Source organism: Janibacter hoylei PVAS-1 (assembly GCF_000297495.1).
Classification (GTDB): Bacteria; Actinomycetota; Actinomycetes; order Actinomycetales; family Dermatophilaceae; genus Janibacter; species Janibacter hoylei.
The window spans coordinates 24301-40375 of sequence record NZ_ALWX01000016.1; the positions used below are offsets into that span (position 1 = coordinate 24301).

The 16075-nt window shown below is 71.6% G+C and carries 16 protein-coding genes and 1 pseudogene; 16 read left to right on the forward strand and 1 reads right to left on the reverse strand.

The window, feature by feature from the left end:
- Positions 1–14: 14 nt before the first annotated feature.
- From B277_RS18295 to B277_RS16515, 3 genes are read left to right on the forward strand one after another with little or no spacing between them, the layout of a single operon-like run.
- Positions 15–557, forward strand: a complete 543-nt coding sequence (locus B277_RS18295; RefSeq protein WP_007925556.1) for a thiamine pyrophosphate-binding protein — start codon at positions 15–17, stop codon at positions 555–557.
- Entirely contained in the window at positions 554–1372 is an 819-nt protein-coding gene (locus B277_RS18805) for a hypothetical protein (protein ID WP_238539368.1), read from the forward strand. Before B277_RS18295 ends, B277_RS18805 begins: the two co-directional genes overlap by 4 nt.
- Positions 1294–1728: a thiamine pyrophosphate-dependent enzyme gene (locus B277_RS16515; RefSeq protein ID WP_238539369.1), complete on the forward strand. Its 435-nt coding sequence runs from the start codon at positions 1294–1296 to the stop codon at positions 1726–1728. The genes B277_RS18805 and B277_RS16515 overlap by 79 nt, the downstream gene beginning before the upstream one ends.
- Positions 1729–1732: 4 nt before the next feature.
- Here B277_RS16515 and B277_RS04285 read toward each other — a convergent pair whose 3' ends face one another.
- Complete coding sequence (locus B277_RS04285; protein ID WP_007925560.1) at positions 1733–3034, reverse strand: isochorismate synthase; 1302 nt, start codon at positions 3032–3034, stop codon at positions 1733–1735.
- A 41-nt stretch (positions 3035–3075) separates the two neighbouring features.
- Here B277_RS04285 and B277_RS04290 point away from each other — a divergent pair, with 41 nt between their 5' ends.
- From B277_RS04290 to nuoK, 13 genes and pseudogenes are all read left to right on the forward strand, one after another.
- The gene (locus tag B277_RS04290; RefSeq protein WP_007925562.1) at positions 3076–3768 is read left to right on the forward strand and encodes a demethylmenaquinone methyltransferase; all 693 of its coding nucleotides are present in this window, start codon (positions 3076–3078) and stop codon (positions 3766–3768) included.
- A gap of 138 nt (positions 3769–3906) precedes the next feature.
- Positions 3907–5217, forward strand: a complete 1311-nt coding sequence (locus B277_RS04295; RefSeq protein WP_007925564.1) for a geranylgeranyl reductase family protein — start codon at positions 3907–3909, stop codon at positions 5215–5217.
- Between the two features lie 78 nt (positions 5218–5295).
- On the forward strand, positions 5296–5658 hold the full coding sequence (locus B277_RS04300; protein ID WP_007925566.1) for an NADH-quinone oxidoreductase subunit A: 363 nt from the start codon (positions 5296–5298) through the stop codon (positions 5656–5658).
- 19 nt (positions 5659–5677) lie between these two features.
- On the forward strand, positions 5678–6265 hold the full coding sequence (locus B277_RS04305; protein WP_007925568.1) for a NuoB/complex I 20 kDa subunit family protein: 588 nt from the start codon (positions 5678–5680) through the stop codon (positions 6263–6265).
- Positions 6262–7082 (forward strand): annotated as a pseudogene (locus tag B277_RS04310) (NADH-quinone oxidoreductase subunit C). Before B277_RS04305 ends, B277_RS04310 begins: the two are co-directional and overlap by 4 nt.
- Complete coding sequence (locus B277_RS04315; protein WP_007925570.1) at positions 7082–8434, forward strand: NADH-quinone oxidoreductase subunit D; 1353 nt, start codon at positions 7082–7084, stop codon at positions 8432–8434. Before B277_RS04310 ends, B277_RS04315 begins: the two are co-directional and overlap by 1 nt.
- Complete coding sequence (gene nuoE / locus B277_RS04320; protein WP_007925571.1) at positions 8434–9291, forward strand: NADH-quinone oxidoreductase subunit NuoE; 858 nt, start codon at positions 8434–8436, stop codon at positions 9289–9291. The genes B277_RS04315 and nuoE overlap by 1 nt, the downstream gene beginning before the upstream one ends.
- Positions 9288–10610, forward strand: coding sequence for an NADH-quinone oxidoreductase subunit NuoF (gene nuoF, locus B277_RS04325; protein ID WP_007925573.1), 1323 nt, complete (start codon positions 9288–9290; stop codon positions 10608–10610). Before nuoE ends, nuoF begins: the two co-directional genes overlap by 4 nt.
- Positions 10607–12979, forward strand: a complete 2373-nt coding sequence (locus B277_RS04330) for an NADH-quinone oxidoreductase subunit G (RefSeq protein ID WP_007925574.1) — start codon at positions 10607–10609, stop codon at positions 12977–12979. Before nuoF ends, B277_RS04330 begins: the two co-directional genes overlap by 4 nt.
- Complete coding sequence (gene nuoH / locus B277_RS04335) at positions 12976–14379, forward strand: NADH-quinone oxidoreductase subunit NuoH (RefSeq protein WP_007925576.1); 1404 nt, start codon at positions 12976–12978, stop codon at positions 14377–14379. The genes B277_RS04330 and nuoH overlap by 4 nt, the downstream gene beginning before the upstream one ends.
- A complete protein-coding gene (gene nuoI / locus B277_RS04340; RefSeq protein ID WP_051987865.1) occupies positions 14345–15010 on the forward strand; it encodes an NADH-quinone oxidoreductase subunit NuoI in 666 nt (221 codons plus the stop codon). The genes nuoH and nuoI overlap by 35 nt, the downstream gene beginning before the upstream one ends.
- Positions 15007–15774: an NADH-quinone oxidoreductase subunit J gene (locus B277_RS04345; RefSeq protein WP_007925580.1), complete on the forward strand. Its 768-nt coding sequence runs from the start codon at positions 15007–15009 to the stop codon at positions 15772–15774. The genes nuoI and B277_RS04345 overlap by 4 nt, the downstream gene beginning before the upstream one ends.
- A complete protein-coding gene (gene nuoK, locus B277_RS04350; protein WP_040880782.1) occupies positions 15771–16070 on the forward strand; it encodes an NADH-quinone oxidoreductase subunit NuoK in 300 nt (99 codons plus the stop codon). Before B277_RS04345 ends, nuoK begins: the two co-directional genes overlap by 4 nt.
- Positions 16071–16075 lie beyond the last annotated feature (5 nt).

Sequence of the window (16075 nt, forward strand, 5' to 3'; positions counted from 1 at the left end):
GCAGGATCGTGCGGGTGCATCCCTCGACGACCGGCGCCCGCGTGCTCCTCGACGAGCTCGTCCGACTCGGTGTCGGCGAGCTCGTCCTCTGCCCCGGCTCCCGCTCGGCGCCGCTCGCGTACGCCGCGCACGAGCTCGAGCGGCAGGGCCGGCTGCGGCTGCACGTCCGTGTCGACGAGCGCAGCGCTGCCTTCCTCGCACTCGGTCTGGCGAAGACCTCACGACGCCCCGCCGCCGTCGTCACGACGAGCGGCACCGCCGTCGCCAACCTCCACCCCGCCGTGCTCGAGGCCCACCACGGTGCCGTGCCGCTGCTGCTGCTCACCGCCGATCGGCCCCCCGAGCTGCGTGGTGTCGGGGCCAACCAGGCGACCGACCAGGTCGGAGTCTTCGGCGGGCACGTGCGCCTCGCGCTCGAGCTCGAGGCCCCGAGCGACCCCGCCCGGCAGGAGCCGGCCTGGCGCACCGCGGCCGCGCGGGCCGTCGCGGCGGCCACCGGCGCCCCTGGCAGGACCCGGGTCCGCAGGCCCCGTGCACCTCGACCTGCCCTACCGTGACCCGCTGGCCCCCGGAGTCGCTCGTCGGGTCGGCGGGCCCGGACCCGGCGGCTCCCGAGCCGTCGGACGCCTGCCCCCGGGTGGAGCTGCCCGCCCCCGCGACCGTGACCGACGGGGCCGGGTCACCGCTGCCGCACGAGCCGGACACGCTCGTCGTCATCGGCGAGCTGCCCACCGCCGAGCACCGACGGGCGGCCCTCGACTGGGCCGCCCACCACGGCGCCCCGGTCATCGCCGAGCCGGGGCCGGGCACGCACCACCTCGTCCTGCCCCACGGCGACCTGCTCCTCACGGCGACCGACTGGGTGGGGGAGCACCTGCCCCGGCGCCTGCTCGTCGTCGGGCGACCGACCCTCGGCCGGTCCGTCCCGGCGCTCACCCGCGCCCCCGGGCTGCGCGTCGAGGTCGTCACCTCCGGCGAGCCCGGCGCGGACGGCTGGGCCGATGCCGCGCACGCGGCCTCCGCGGTCCACCCCTTCGCCGCACTGCGGCTCACGGGGGAGGAGGGTGGGGGTGACCCCCCTTCGCCAGGACCTGGCTGGAGGCCGGCGAGCGGATCGCCGCCGCCGTCCCGATTGAGGCCGGTGGGCCCGCGACCGCTCGCGCCCTGCACGAGACGCTGCTGCCGGGCGCCGCGCTCTTCGTCGGCAGCTCGAGCGTCGCCCGCGACCTCGCCCACGGGGTCGCCCACCCACGGCCCGATGTCGAGGTCGTCACCAGCCGGGGGCTCGCAGGCATCGACGGCTGCGTCTCGACGGCGATCGGGCTCGCCCTCTCCCGCCCCGCGCCGACGGTCGCGCTGCTCGGGGACCTGACCTTCCTCCACGACGCCAACGGCCTGCTCATCGGCCCCGCCGAGCCGCGGCCGGACCTGACGATCGTCGTGCTCGACGACGACGGCGGCAGCATCTTCACCACGCTCGAGTACGGCGCGCCGGAGCTCGCGGGGTCGCTGTCGAGGCTCTTCACCACGCCCACCGGGACGGACATCGGTCTGCTCTGCGCGGCCCACGGCGTGCCGGCGACGACCGCCTGGACCACCGACGAGCTCGCCGGGCTGCTCCGTCAGCCCAGCCCGGGCATCCGGGTCATCCGGGTGCCCGTGAGCGGCAGCGGGCGGCGGGCAGCCGGCCAGCGGGTGCGGGCCGCCGTGGCCGCGGCGCTCGGCTGAGGACTCAGCCGCCCAACGCGGTGCGCATCGGCAGCAGCTTGGCGATCGACTCGGCGACCTCGTCGGCCGCCACCGAGCCGGCGACGATCCCGCAGCCGGCGTACAGCCGCAGCGACTGCGCGCTCTCGTACCACCCGCAGCGCAGCGCGATGCCCCACTCGCCGTCGCCGGAGGCATCCATCCAGCCCACGGGGCCGGCGTAGCGCCCGCGGTCCATCTGCTCGAGCTCGGCGATGACGTCGTCGGCGTCACGGGTGGGGGTGCCGCACACGGCGGCGGAGGGGTGCAGCGAGGCGGCGAGGGCCAGCGAGGTCGACCGGTCGTCGACGACGCCGGCGACGTCCGTCGCCAGGTGCATGACGTTGTTGAGGTGGAGGACGAAGGGGGAGTCCGGCACGTTGATCGACGACGTGTGCGCGGCGAGCGCGTCGGCCACCGACCGCACCGCGTACTCGTGCTCCTCGAGGTCCTTGCTGCTCCGGGCGAGCGACCCGGCGAGGGCCAGGTCGTGGCTGTCGTCGCCGGTGCGGCGGATCGTCCCGGCGAGGACGCGGGAGGTGACCAGCCCGCGCTCGAGGCGCACGAGCATCTCCGGCGTCGCGCCGACGAGGCCGTCGACGGCGAAGACCCAGGTCGTGTCGTAGTCCTCCGCGAGCCGGGTGAGGACCCACCGCGGGTCGATGCGGTGGGAGGCGCTGGCCTGGACGGCTCGGGCGAGCACGACCTTGTCGAGCGCTCCGGCGCTGATCCGGGCGACGGCCTCCTCGACGGCGAGCGCCCACGAGGGGGCGTCGAGGTCACGGTCGACGAAGTCGACCTCGCCGGGGCTGGTCGGGGCCGGCTGCTGCGTGAGCGGCTCGTCGGCCGGCGGCACCGTGGCGTCGGTCGTCGTGGTCGTCACCCAGGCGAGGTCGCCCCGGCGGCCGACGACGACCTCGGGGACGACGAGCACCGACTCGGTCTCCGACCGACGTGAGTAGGCCATGGAGCCGAAGGTGATCGGGCCGGTGCCCGGCTCGTCCACGTCGTCGCGGACGATGGCCTCGGCGGTGACGGCCCGCCACCACTCCTGGGCGTGCTCGAAGCGGTCGGCACCGGTGGCGCGGAAGGTCGCGACCCGGCCCCACCCGACGAAGCCCTCGCCCCTGCGGACCCACGAGACGATGTCGCCGGCGTCCTGCGGCTCGGGCAGGAGGGCGAGCAGGTCGCCGACGCGCGAGGCGGGGACGGAGACGGTGCGCACGACCAGCGCGGGGTGCGGGGTGCCGACGGGGGTGGTGTCGGCGGCAGGCGAAGGTGAGGTCATGGCGGGCAACAGCCTACGACCGCGGGTGCGAAGATGAGGACATGAGCCGCGCCACCCTGCAGAAGGACCCCAAGGACGTCGCCGCGATGTTCGACGAGACCGCCGCGAAGTACGACCTGATGAACGACGTCATGTCGCTGGGTCAGACGCGGCTGTGGCGTCGCGCCGTCCTCGCGTCCATCGACCCCGGGCCGGGTGAGCGGATCCTCGACATCGCCGCCGGCCCCGGCAGCTCCTCGCTGCCGCTGCGACGTGCGGGCGCCCAGGTCGTCTCCGCCGACTTCTCCCTCGGGATGCTGCGGCAGGGGCTCAAGCAGAGCCCGCAGCTGGACTTCACCGCCGCCGACGCGACCCGCCTCCCCTTCGCCGACGCCTCCTTCGACGTCGTGACGATGTCCTTCGGCTTCCGCAACGTCGTGCGGCCGGAGGTGGCGCTCGAGGAGTTCCTGCGCGTGACCCGGCCGGGGGGTCGGCTGCTCATCTGCGAGTTCAGCCAGCCGGTCAACAAGGCCTTCCGCACCGTGTACTCGGAGTACCTCATGGCGGCCTTCCCGCCCGTCGCGCGGCGGCTGAGCTCCAACCCGGAGTCCTACGTCTACCTCGCGGAGTCGATCCAGAGCTGGCCCGCGCAGGAGCCGCTCGCCCGCATGGTCGCCGGCGCCGGGTGGTCCGAGGTGGAGTGGCGCAACCTCACGGGTGGGGTCGTCGCGCTCCATCGAGCGGTCAAGGCGTAGCGAGGCACGAGCGAAGCCTGCACGCGACCACGGGACCGGGCGACCAAAGGTTAGGTCTACCTGCGTGAGCGGCAAGGTTTCCGGCGGGTAGTGTCTCCCGCGATCGTGAAATGCTTCACAAGCAGCTGAGGAACTTCCGTGACCAGTGCACTGCCTGCGGCCGATGGTGACCGCAGTGTCGACGTCATCGTCGTCGGAGCCGGGCCGGGTGGCAGCGCCACCGCCGCCTGGCTGGCGAAGGCGGGCAAGGACGTCGTCCTGCTCGAGAAGTCACGCTTCCCCCGCGACAAGATCTGCGGCGACGGCCTGACCCCGCGCGCGGTGCGCCAGCTCATCAACCTCGGTGTGCCCCTGTCTGAGACGGACGGGTGGGCCCACAACCAGGGCCTGCGGATCATCGGTGGCGGCATGCGGCTGCAGCTCGACTGGCCGGACGTCACCTCCTTCCCCGGGTACGGCATGGTCCGGGCCCGTGCGGACCTCGACGAGGTGCTGGCCCGGCACGCCGCGGCGTGCGGTGCCGAGCTGCTCGAGGGGCGCAACGTCTCCGAGCCGGTCCGCGACGAGAGCGGCCGCATCGTCGGCGTGGTCGCCAAGGTCGTCGACGAGCGGGGACGCGCGACGGGCGAGACCGAGACCTACCGGGCGCCGGTCGTCGTCGCCGCCGACGGCGTCTCCTCCCGTCTGTCGGTGAAGATGGGCCGCGAGAAGCGCGAGGACCGGCCGATGGCCGTCGCGGTGCGCGCCTACTACGAGACCCCCCGTCATGACGACGCCTACCTCGAGAGCCACCTCGAGCTGTGGTCGACGACGCCCGAAGGGGGGCGCATCCTCATGCCGGGCTACGGCTGGCTCTTCGGCCTCGGTGACGGTCGCTCCAACGTCGGCCTGGGTGTCCTCAACACCTCCGAGGCCTTCGGCCGCACCGACTACAAGGACGTCATGCGTCGCTGGGTCGAGACGATGCCGGCGGAGTGGGGCATCAACGAGGACACGATCACCGGCGAGATCACCGCCGCGGCCCTGCCCATGGCCTTCAACCGGCAGCCGCTCTACGCCGACGGCCTCATGCTCGTCGGCGACGCCGGTGGCATGGTCAACCCCTTCAACGGCGAGGGCATCGACTACGCGCTCGAGGCCGGGCACGCCGCGGCCGAGACGATCGTCCAGGCGCTGGCGCGGCCGAGCGCGGCGGAGCGTGAGCGGGTGCTCGCCTCGTACATCGGCCGGATGAAGGACATGCACGGTGGCTACTTCACCCTCGGCGCGCAGTTCGCCAAGCTCATCGGCCGCCCCGAGATCATGCGCCTGGCGACGAAGTACGGCCTGCCGCGGCCGACGCTCATGAAGTTCATGCTCAAGCTCATGGCCAACCTGCCGGAGGAGAAGGGCGGCGGTCTCGACGACCGTCTGGTGCACCTCATGACGAAGGTGGCCCCCAATGCGTGAGCCGGCCGCGATCATGTCGCGGGTCACCCCTAGGATCGTGCGTGGCGTGCATCACAGATCAGGAAGCGAGGCGCAGCGATGAACCCGTACATCCCGCTGCTCATCCTCTTCGCGCTCGGCCTGGGCTTTGCCCTGGTGTCGGTCGGGACGAGTCTCGTCGTCGGTCCGGCGCGGTACAACGTCGCCAAGGCCCAGGCCTACGAGTGCGGCATCCAGCCGACGCCGCAGGCGGAGGAGGGTGGCCGCTTCCCGGTGAAGTACTACCTCACCGCCATGCTGTTCATCATCTTCGACATCGAGGCGCTCTTCCTCTACCCCTTCGCCGTCGCCTTCGACGAGCTGGGGGCGTTCACGCTCGGTGCCGTGGTGCTCTTCCTGTTCAACGCGTTCTTCATCGCCGACGCCTACGTGTGGCGTCGCGGTGGGTTCGAGTGGGACTGACGAGGACGGAGAAGGATCAATGGGGATCGAAGAGAAGCTGCCGGCCGGTATCGCGCTGACGACCGTCGAAAACCTTGCGGGCTACATGCGCAAGGCGTCGATCTGGCCCGCGACCTTCGGGCTGGCCTGCTGCGCCATCGAGATGATGGCCGTCGGCACGCCGCACTACGACCTGGCCCGCTTCGGCATGGAGCGCTTCGCGGCGACGCCGCGCCAGGCCGACCTGATGATCGTCGCCGGCCGCGTGAGCAACAAGATGGCCCCCGTCGTGCGCCAGGTCTACGACCAGATGGCCAACCCGAAGTGGGTCATCTCGATGGGTGTGTGCGCCAGCTCGGGCGGCATGTTCAACAACTACGCGATCGTCCAGGGCGTCGACCACATCATCCCCGTCGACATCTACCTGCCGGGCTGCCCGCCGCGGCCGGAGATGCTGCTCAACGCGATCATCACCCTGCACGAGCAGATCCAGAGCACCCCGCTGGGGGTCAACCGGGTCGCCGCTGCCCGCGCCGCCGAGCAGGCCGCGCTGGGCGCCACCCCGACGGAGCTGCAGCCCCCGACGCACGACCACGAGGGCCTGCTCGGAAGGAACCTCCTCGCATGAGTGACGAGCTCGACACGCCCGCCGAGGGCGTGCACCCGGATGGCGTCGGCCTGAGCGGCACGGCCAACAAGGGCTTCCCGTCGACGCAGGGCCTGACCGGCGGCAACCAGCCGGTCGAGTACAGCAACGTCGAAGGGGAGGGGGCCGGCGAGGTCGACCCCGCGCACGCCCCCGTCGTGCGGGACGAGCGTCGCGGGATGTTCGGTGCCCGGGAGGGGCAGGACACCTCGGGCTACGGCGGGCTGCGCACGAGCGTCGCCTTCCCCGGCGCCGCCCAGCGCCCCCTACGGCGGCTGGTACGACGAGATCGTCGACCGGCTCGCCGACGCCACGGGTGGCGACCTGCTCGAGCGGGTCGTCGTCCACGCCGACGAGCTGACGCTGCACGTGCGCCGCGAGGACCTGCCGGTCGTCATGCGGGCGCTGCGCGACCGCCCGGACCTGCGCTTCGAGATGTGCATGTCGGTCTCTGGGGTGCACTTCCCCCCAGGACGAGGGCGCGGAGCTGCACGTCGTCTACCACCTGCTCTCGATCACCCACGGCGGTCGCCGCCTGCGGGTCGAGGTCACCGCGCCGGATGCCGACCCGCACATCCCGAGCGTCGTCGCCACCTACCCCGCGGCCGACTGGCACGAGCGGGAGACGTGGGACATGTTCGGTGTCGTCTTCGACGGGCACCCGGCGCTCACCCGCATCCTCATGCCCGACGACTGGGCCGGGCACCCGCAGCGCAAGGACTACCCGCTGGGTGGCATCCCGGTGGAGTACAAGGGCGGCACCGTCCCGCCGCCCGACGAGCGGAGGTCGTACAGCTGATGGCTCGCACACGCACGCACACCGGGGTGCATGCCACTCCCGGCGCCGACGACCTCGCCGAGGGTCACGTCGTCAACGTCTCCGGCGGCGACTGGGACCAGGAGATGGGCGAGCTCGGGATGAACCCCGAGGAGCGGATTGTCCTCAACATGGGCCCGCAGCACCCGTCAACCCACGGGGTGCTCCGGCTCATCCTCGAGCTCGACGGCGAGACGGTCACCGAGGCCCGCGCAGGCATCGGCTACCTGCACACCGGCATCGAGAAGAACATGGAGTTCCGCACCTGGACGCAGGGGGTCACCTTCTGCACCCGGATGGACTACCTGACGCCGATGTTCCAGGAGGCCGCGTACTGCCTGGCGATCGAGAAGGTCCTCGGCATCACGGCGGACATCCCCGAGCGCGCGAGCGCGATCCGGGTGCTCATGATGGAGCTGACCCGCATCTCCAGCCACCTCATCTGTCTCGGCACCGGTGGCATGGAGATGGGCGCGACGACGATCATGACGATCAGCTTCCGCGAGCGCGAGCGGATCCTGTCGGTCATCGAGAACATCACCGGCCTGCGGATGAACAATGCCTACATCCGCCCGGGCGGTGTCGCCCAGGACCTGCCGCACGGCGCGATCGACAAGATCCGCGAGATGGTGCCGCAGGTGCGCAAGGGCATCGGCGAGCTGGAAAAGCTGCTGCTGGAGAACCCGATCCTCAAGGGCCGCACCAAGGACGTCGGGGTCCTCTCCCTCACCGGGTGCACCGCGCTGGGCATCACCGGTCCGGTGCTCCGCTCGACCGGCCTGCCGCACGACCTGCGCAAGCTGACGCCCTACTGCGGCTACGAGAAGTACGACTTCGACGTCATCACCCGCACGGGTGCCGACGCCTACGACCGCCTGTGCATCCGCCTCGACGAGATGCGCGAGAGCCTGAAGATCGTCGAGCAGGTCACCGACGAGCTGCAGCGCCACCCCGGCGAGACGATGGTCGCCGACAAGCGCATCGCCTGGCCGGCCCGGCTGGCGGTCGGTGGCGACGGGCAGGGCAACAGCCTCGACCACATCCGCGAGATCATGGGCACCTCGATGGAGTCTCTGATCCACCACTTCAAGCTGGTGACGGAGGGCTTCCGTGTGCCGCCCGGGCAGGCCTACGTCGGCATCGAGTCGCCGAAGGGGGAGCTGGGCTGCCACGTCGTCGCCGACGGCGGCACCCGCCCCTACCGGGCCCACTTCCGGGACCCGAGCTTCAACAACCTGCAGGCCGTCGCGGCCATGTGCGAAGGGGGCAACCTCGCCGACGTCATCGTCGCGGTCGCCTCGATCGACCCGGTGATGGGAGGGGTGGACCGCTGATGGTCAACCACTACGGAGAGCAGACCGCCTCGGGGCACCTGCACGTGCCGTCGGAGAGCAAGGAGCCCTACCCCGCGGACGTCCTCGAGCAGCTGTCGACGGACGCCGAGGCGGTCATCGCCCGGTACCCGCAGCGGCGCTCGGCGCTGCTGCCGCTGCTGCACCTCGTGCAGAGCATCGACGGCTACGTCACCGGTCGGGGCATCGACTTCTGCGCGAGCGCCCTCGGGCTGACGACGGCCGAGGTCTCGGGCGTCGCGACCTTCTACACCCAGTACAAGCGCCACCCCAATGGCGACTACACCGTCGGCGTGTGCACCAACACGCTGTGCGCGGTCATGGGCGGCGACGCGATCTGGGAGACGGTGAGCGAGCACCTCGGCATCGGCCACGACGAGACGACCGAGGACGGCAAGATCACCCTCGAGCGCATCGAGTGCAATGCGGCGTGCGACTACGCCCCGGTCGTCATGACCAACTGGGAGTTCTTCGACAACCAGACCCCCGACTCCACGGTGCAGCTCGTCGACGACCTGCGCTCCGGTGCGCCGGTGGCGCCGACGCGCGGGCCGAGCCGGGTGTGCACCTTCAAGCAGGTCTCGCGCGTGCTCGCCGGCTTCCCCGACGGGCTGGCCGACGAGGGCGTCGGAGCCGGGACGGCCTCCCTTCGCGGGGTGGAGCTGGCGCGACGCGAAGGGTGGACGGCTCCCGACAGCGGCGACGCCACCCCCGACGCGGCGCCGACCAACGACGCGTCGACCGAGGGCACCGCCACCGGCGAGCAGACCTCCGTCGACACCCCGGCCAACGAGCCGGACGAGCGCCCGACGAGTGACGGCAAGGAGGGGCAGGCATGACGACGCTGACGCCGATCCTCACGAGGTTCTGGGACCACCCGCAGTCGTGGGCCCTGGCCACCTACGAGGAGCACGACGGCTACTCCGCCCTGCGCCGGGCCCTCGGCGAGGACCCCTCCGACCTCGTGCAGACGATGAAGGACTCCGGCCTGCGCGGTCGTGGCGGCGCCGGCTTCCCCACCGGCATGAAGTGGGGCTTCCTGCCCCCGCCGGACGGCGGCCCCCGCTACCTCGTCGTCAACGCGGACGAGTCCGAGCCGGGCACGTGCAAGGACATCCCGCTGCTCATGGCCGCCCCGCACTTCCTCGTCGAGGGCGTCGCGATCACGAGCTTCGCCATCGGCTGCAACCACGCCTTCATCTACCTGCGCGGCGAGGTCGTCCACGTCTACCGCCGCCTCATGCGCGCGGTCGAGGAGGCCTACGCGGCCGGCTACCTCGGCAAGGACATCCAGGGCAGCGGCTTCGACCTCGACGTCACCGTCCACGCCGGTGCCGGTGCCTACATCTGCGGCGAGGAGACGGCCCTGCTCGACTCCCTCGAAGGGCGCCGCGGCCAGCCCCGTCTCAAGCCCCCCTTCCCGGCCGTCGCCGGTCTGTACGCCCGCCCGACGGTGGTCAACAACGTCGAGTCCATCGCCTCGGTGCCGCTCATCGTCAGCCAGGGGGCCGACTGGTTCTCCGACATGGGGACGGAGAAGTCCCAGGGCTTCGGCATCTTCTCCCTCTCGGGCCACGTCAAGCGGCCCGGTCAGTACGAGGCACCGCTCGGCATCACCCTGCGCGAGCTCATCGACATGGCCGGGGGCATGCGCGACCCGGCGCACCCGCTGAAGTTCTGGACGCCCGGAGGGTCGTCCACGCCGATCTTCACCGACGCCCACCTCGACGTGCCCCTCGACTTCGAGTCGGTGGCGGCGCACGGGTCGATGCTCGGCACGCGCGCGCTGCAGATCTTCGACGACACCGTCTCGGTCGTGCGCGCCGTGAGCCGCTGGACCGACTTCTACAAGCACGAGTCCTGCGGCAAGTGCACCCCGTGTCGCGAGGGCACGTGGTGGCTCGCGCAGATCCTCGAGCGGATCGAGCACGGCCGGGGCACCCCCGAGGACATCGACAAGCTCGTCGACATCTGCGACAACATCCTCGGGCGCTCCTTCTGCGCCCTCGGTGACGGCGCGACGAGCCCGATCACCTCGGCGGTCAAGCACTTCCGCGAGGAGTTCGAGGCCGGCTGCCACACCCCGGCCGCCGAGCTCTTCCCGCCGGCTGCCTCGACGCTCTTCGCCCACCACGACAGCGCGCAGGTGAACGCATGACCGTCACGAGCGACAAGAACACCGCCCCCGCGACTCCCGAGCTGGTCACGGTGAGCATCGACGGGGTGCCGGTCGAGGTCCCCAAGGACACCCTCGTCATCCGGGCGGCCGAGGAGGCGGGCATCCAGATCCCGCGCTTCTGCGACCACCCCCTCCTCGAGCCCGTCGGCGCCTGCCGGCAGTGTCTCGTCGAGGTCGCGACGCCCGACCGCGAGGGCAACGTCAAGCCCATGCCCAAGCCCCAGGCCAGCTGCACGATGACCGTCAGCGAGGGCATGGTCGTGCGCACGCAGCACAGCTCGCCCGTCGCGGACAAGGCGCAGCAGGGCGTCATGGAGCTGCTGCTCATCAACCACCCGCTCGACTGCCCGGTCTGCGACAAGGGTGGCGAGTGCCCCCTGCAGAACCAGGCGATGAGCAACGGCCGGGCGACCTCGCGCTTCGAGGACGTCAAGCGCACCTACCCCAAGCCGGTCAACATCTCCTCGCAGGTGCTGCTCGACCGCGAGCGGTGCGTCCTGTGCGCGCGCTGCACCCGCTTTTCCGACCAGGTCGCCGGCGACCCCTTCATCGCGCTCGTCGAGCGGGGCGCCCTGCAGCAGGTCGGGATCTACGAGGAGCAGCCCTTCGAGTCCTACTTCTCGGGCAACACCGTGCAGATCTGCCCGGTGGGGGCGCTGACCGGGGCGGCCTACCGCTTCCGCTCCCGACCCTTCGACCTCGTCTCCACCCCCGACGTCTGCGAGCACTGCGCCGACGGCTGCTCCCTTCGCACCGACCACCGTCGCGGCACCGTCCTGCGGCGCCTGGCCGGCAACGACCCGCAGGTCAACGAGGAGTGGAACTGCGACAAGGGCCGCTGGGCCTTCGTCTCGGCCGACCTCGGCGACCGCTTCGAGCTGCCGATGGTCCGGGACGCCGACGGTGAGCTGCGGGTCGTCTCCTGGCGGGAGGCCCTGGCCGCCGCCGCGGCCGGACTGCGCGCCGCCACCGACCACGGCGTCCTCGTGGGCGGCCGGGTGAGCGTCGAGGACGCCCACGCCTACGCCGCCTTCGCCCGTACGGTGCTGCACACGGGCAACATCGACCACCGCGCCCGCCCGCACTCGGCGGACGAGCGCGACTTCCTGCTGCGCCACGTCGCCGGCACGACGCCCGAGACGGGCGTGACCTACGACGAGATCGGCCGCGCCGGCTCGGTGCTGCTCGCCGGGCTCGAGCCCGAGGAGGAGAGCCCGATCCTCTTCCTGCGCCTGCGCAAGGCGCACCGCAAGGCCGGCACCGCCGTCTACTCCGTCGCCCCCCTGGCCACCCGTGGTCTCGACAAGCTCGGCGGCACCCTCATCCCGAGCGCGCCCGGCACCGAGACCGAGGTGCTCACCGCGCTCGCCGGTGAGATCGGCCCCGGCACCGACACCGACCCGGTCGTCGCCGCCCACGCCGCGCTGCGGGGCGAGCGACCGATCATCCTCGTCGGCGAGCGTCTGGCCACCGTGCCCGGCGCGCTCGCCGCTGCCGCCGAGCTCGCCACGGCGACCGGCGCGCGCCTGGCCTGGGTGCCGCGTCGCGCGGGCGAGCGGGGCGCCATCGAGGCCGGGTGCCTGCCCGATGCCGGAGCCCGTGATACGGCCGGCATGGTCGCCGCTGCGGCGGACGGCCGCGTCGGCGCCCTGCTCGTCGGCGGTGTCGACGTCGACGACCTCGGGCTGCCGGGGGCCGCGCAGGCCTTCGAGCGGGCCTTCGTCGTCTCCCTCGAGATCCGGCCGAGCAGCGTCACCGAGCACGCCGACGTCGTCCTGCCCGTCGCTCCGCACGCGGAGCGCGCCGGTGCCTTCGTCAACTGGGAAGGCCGGGTGCGGCCCTTCGAGGCGGCGCTCGCGACGAGCGCCCTGCCCGACCACCGGGTGCTGCACATGCTCGCCGACGAGATGGGCGCCTTCCTCGGCACGCGCACGACCGCCGAGGCCCGCCGCTCGATGGAGGCCACGGCCACGCCGCGCGCCGAGGGCTACCCGCCGCGGGTGCGCCGCGCCCCCGTCCCGGAGCCCGGTGTCGGCGAGCTCGTGCTCGCCACCTGGCGGCTCATGCTCGACAAGGGCTCGCTGCAGGACGGCGAACCCTTCCTCGCCGGCACCGCGAAGGCGCCCCGCGCCCTCATCTCGCCGGTGACCGCGCAGGGGATGGGCATCGTCGACGGTGACCTCGTCACCGTGAGCAGCGAGGACCTGCGGGTCACCGTGCCCGTCGTCATCCACGACATGGTCGACCACGTCGTGTGGTTGCCGACCAACTCCGAGAGCTGCGACCTGCGCGGCCTCGCCGGACAGGCCGGAGCGATCGTCTCCGTGACGAAGGGGGGTGCGGCATGACGGGGCTCGACCTCCTCGTCGCCGCGGCCGACAAGCCGGTGGCCGCCGACTTCAGCGACACGCCCCTGTGGCTCTCGCTCGTCAAGGCGCTCTTCCTCTTCGTCTACCTGCTCGTCTCCGTGCTGCTCGTCATCTGGTTCGAGCGCCGCGTCATCGGCCGGATGCAGCAGCGTCCCGGCCCCAACCGCAACGGCCCCTTCGGCCTGCTGCAGACCCTCGCCGACGGCATGAAGTCGATGCTCAAGGAGGACGTGCGGCCGAAGGGGGCCGACGCCCTGATCTTCACCATCGCCCCGGTGATCTTCGCGTCGATGGCCTTCGTCGCCTTCTCGATCATGCCGCTCGGCGGGATGGTGTGGATGTTTGGCCACCACACCCCGCTGCAGCTGACCGACCTGCCGGTCGCCGCGCTGCTCGTCCTCGCGGTCGCGGGCGTCGCGGCCTACGGCATCGTCCTCGGTGGCTGGTCCGCCGGGTCGACCTACCCGCTGCTCGGTGGCCTGCGCGCGACGGCCCAGCTCATCTCCTACGAGATCGCGATGGGCCTGGCCCTCGTGGCGGTCTTCATGTACGCGGGCTCGATGAGCACGAGTGAGATCGTCGCCGCCCAGAGCGACCTCTGGTACGTCGTCCCCGCCTGCGTCTCCTTCGTCATCTATGTCATCACGATGGTCGGCGAGACCAACCGGCTGCCCTTCGACCTCGCCGAGGGCGAGGGCGAGATCGTCGGTGGCTACTTCACCGAGTACTCCGGGATGCGCTTCGCGATGTTCTTCCTCGGGGAGTACATCAACATGTTCACCGTCTCGGCGCTCGCGACGACCCTCTTCCTCGGTGGCTGGCAGGCACCTCCCGGCATCGCCGCCATCGGTGACGGCATGCTCAACACCGGCTGGTGGGGCCTGCTGTGGTTCACCGCCAAGCTGTGGCTCTTCATGTACTTCTTCGTCTGGCTGCGCGGCACCCTGCCCCGGACCCGTTACGACCAGTTCATGCGCTTCGGCTGGAAGTTCCTCATCCCCGTCACCGTCGCCTGGGTCATCGCGGTCGCCTTCATCCGCGGCGCGGACGCCGGCTTCTTCGGCGACGGCACCGTCGGCCTCCTAGGCGTCGAGTTCCCCGTCTCCTCGCTGATCATCGTCTCGGTGCTCGGCGTGCTCGTCCTCGGGTCCACGTGGATCTGGGAGAGCAAGGTCGAGGCGCGCTCGCAGGCCGAGCAGGCCGCGGCCGAGGTGCCCGACGAGATCGACCCGTGGGCCGGGGGCTACCCCGTGCCCCCGATGCCCGGGCAGCGCCTCGTCGAGGCGTCCCCGGCCGGCGCCGCCATCGGCTCCGCGCCGGCGCCCACCCCGTCCACGACGACCAATGCGCCGACCTCCGAGGAGGAGCACCGTGGCTGACGACGACGCCAAGGGAGGGTTCTTCGCCGACCTCTTCGCCCCCGTGGCGGGCTTCGGGGTCACCTTCGCGACGATGTTTCGCAAGGTGGCGACCCAGGAGTACCCCGAGGTCAAGTGGCCCACCCAGCCGCGATTCCACGGCCGGCACCAGCTCAACCGTCACCCGGACGGTCTCGAGAAGTGCGTGGGCTGCGAGCTGTGCGCCTGGGCCTGCCCGGCCGACGCGATCCTCGTCGAGGGCCGCGGCAACGACGACGAGCGGGGGCTGCGCTTCAGCCCCGGTGAGCGCTACGGGCACATCTACCAGATCAACTACCTGCGCTGCATCTTCTGCGGCCTGTGCATCGAGGCCTGCCCGACGCGGGCGCTGACGATGACCAACGAGTACGAGCTCGCGGACAACAACCGCGCCGACCTGATCTTCACCAAGGAGCAGCTGCTCGCCCCCCTCCAGGAGGGGATGCTCCCCCCGCCGCACCCGATGGTCGCCGGCACGGAGGAGCGCGACTACTACCAGGGCAAGGTCGCGACGGCCACCGACGAGCAGCGTCGGTGGGTCGACCAGCACACGAGCGACCGCGACGCGGGCGGCTCGGACGCGAGCGGCCACGACACGGAGGAGGCCCGATGACCGGCACCGGTGAGGCCGTCGTCTTCTGGGTCCTCAGCTGCATCGCCGTCCCCGGCGCGCTGGCCCTACTCTTCGCTCGCAAGGCCGTTCACGCGGCCATCGGCATGGTGACGACGATGATCGTCCTCGGCGTCTTCTACCTCCTGCAGGAGGCGGACTTCCTCGGGGTCGTGCACATCTTCGTCTACACCGGCGCGGTGATGATGCTCTTCCTCTTCGTCGTCATGCTCGTCGGTGTCGACCACTCGTCCTCCCTCGTCGAGACGCTCAAGGGCCAGCGCGTGCTCACCCTCGTGCTCTCGCTCGCCGTCGTCGCGCTGCTCTTCGGCGCCATCGGCCGGGTCTCCTACTCCGGGGACCCCTCGCTCGCGGAGGTCAACGCCAACCCGGGCAACGTCGAGGCGATCGCCTACCTCGTCTTCGGCAAGTACGTCTGGCTCTTCGAGGTGACGGCCGGCCTGCTCACCGTCGCCGCGATCGGCGCCATGGTCTTCGCCCACCGCGAGCGGATCATCGCCAAGCCGACGCAGAAGGAGTGGATGGACCAGCGCTTCCGCTCCGGCAAGCACTTGGCCGGTCTGCCCGTCCCCGGCGTCTACGCCCGGCACAACGCCGTCGACACCCCGGCGCTGCTGCCCGACGGCAGCATCAGCGAGCTCTCGCTCAACCGGGTGCTCGTCGCCCGCGACCAGGTCACCACGCCGACGCGGTACACCCAGCTCGAGGACGCCGAGACCACGACCGACGGGGGGCAGGAGCGATGAGCCCGATGAACTACATCTACCTCTCGGTCATCCTCTTCACGATCGGCAGCGCGACCGTGCTGCTGCGGCGCAATGCGATCGTCGTCTTCATGGGCGTCGAGCTCATGCTCAACGCCGCCTCGCTCGCCTTCGTCACCTTCGCCCGCATGCACGGGTCGGTCGAGGGCCAGGTGATCGCCATGTTCGTCATGGTCGTCGCGGCTGCCGAGGTCGTCGTCGGACTGGCCATCATCATGGCCGTCTTCCGTGCCCGCCGGTCGGCCTCGGTCGACGACGCCAACCTGCTGAAGCTGTAAGGGAG

Coding starts and splice junctions, on each gene's coding strand:
- B277_RS04315 (WP_007925570.1), top strand. CDS start 7,082: ATGGCTCGCACACGCACGCACACCGGGGTGCATGCCACTCCCGGCGCC.
- B277_RS04300 (WP_007925566.1), top strand. CDS start 5,296: ATGAACCCGTACATCCCGCTGCTCATCCTCTTCGCGCTCGGCCTGGGC.
- B277_RS04330 (WP_007925574.1), top strand. CDS start 10,607: ATGACCGTCACGAGCGACAAGAACACCGCCCCCGCGACTCCCGAGCTG.
- B277_RS04285 (WP_007925560.1), bottom strand. CDS start 3,034: ATGACCTCACCTTCGCCTGCCGCCGACACCACCCCCGTCGGCACCCCG.
- B277_RS04290 (WP_007925562.1), top strand. CDS start 3,076: ATGAGCCGCGCCACCCTGCAGAAGGACCCCAAGGACGTCGCCGCGATG.
- nuoE (WP_007925571.1), top strand. CDS start 8,434: ATGGTCAACCACTACGGAGAGCAGACCGCCTCGGGGCACCTGCACGTG.
- nuoH (WP_007925576.1), top strand. CDS start 12,976: ATGACGGGGCTCGACCTCCTCGTCGCCGCGGCCGACAAGCCGGTGGCC.
- nuoF (WP_007925573.1), top strand. CDS start 9,288: ATGACGACGCTGACGCCGATCCTCACGAGGTTCTGGGACCACCCGCAG.
- B277_RS04305 (WP_007925568.1), top strand. CDS start 5,678: ATGGGGATCGAAGAGAAGCTGCCGGCCGGTATCGCGCTGACGACCGTC.
- nuoI (WP_051987865.1), top strand. CDS start 14,345: ATGCGCCGACCTCCGAGGAGGAGCACCGTGGCTGACGACGACGCCAAG.
- nuoK (WP_040880782.1), top strand. CDS start 15,771: ATGAGCCCGATGAACTACATCTACCTCTCGGTCATCCTCTTCACGATC.
- B277_RS04345 (WP_007925580.1), top strand. CDS start 15,007: ATGACCGGCACCGGTGAGGCCGTCGTCTTCTGGGTCCTCAGCTGCATC.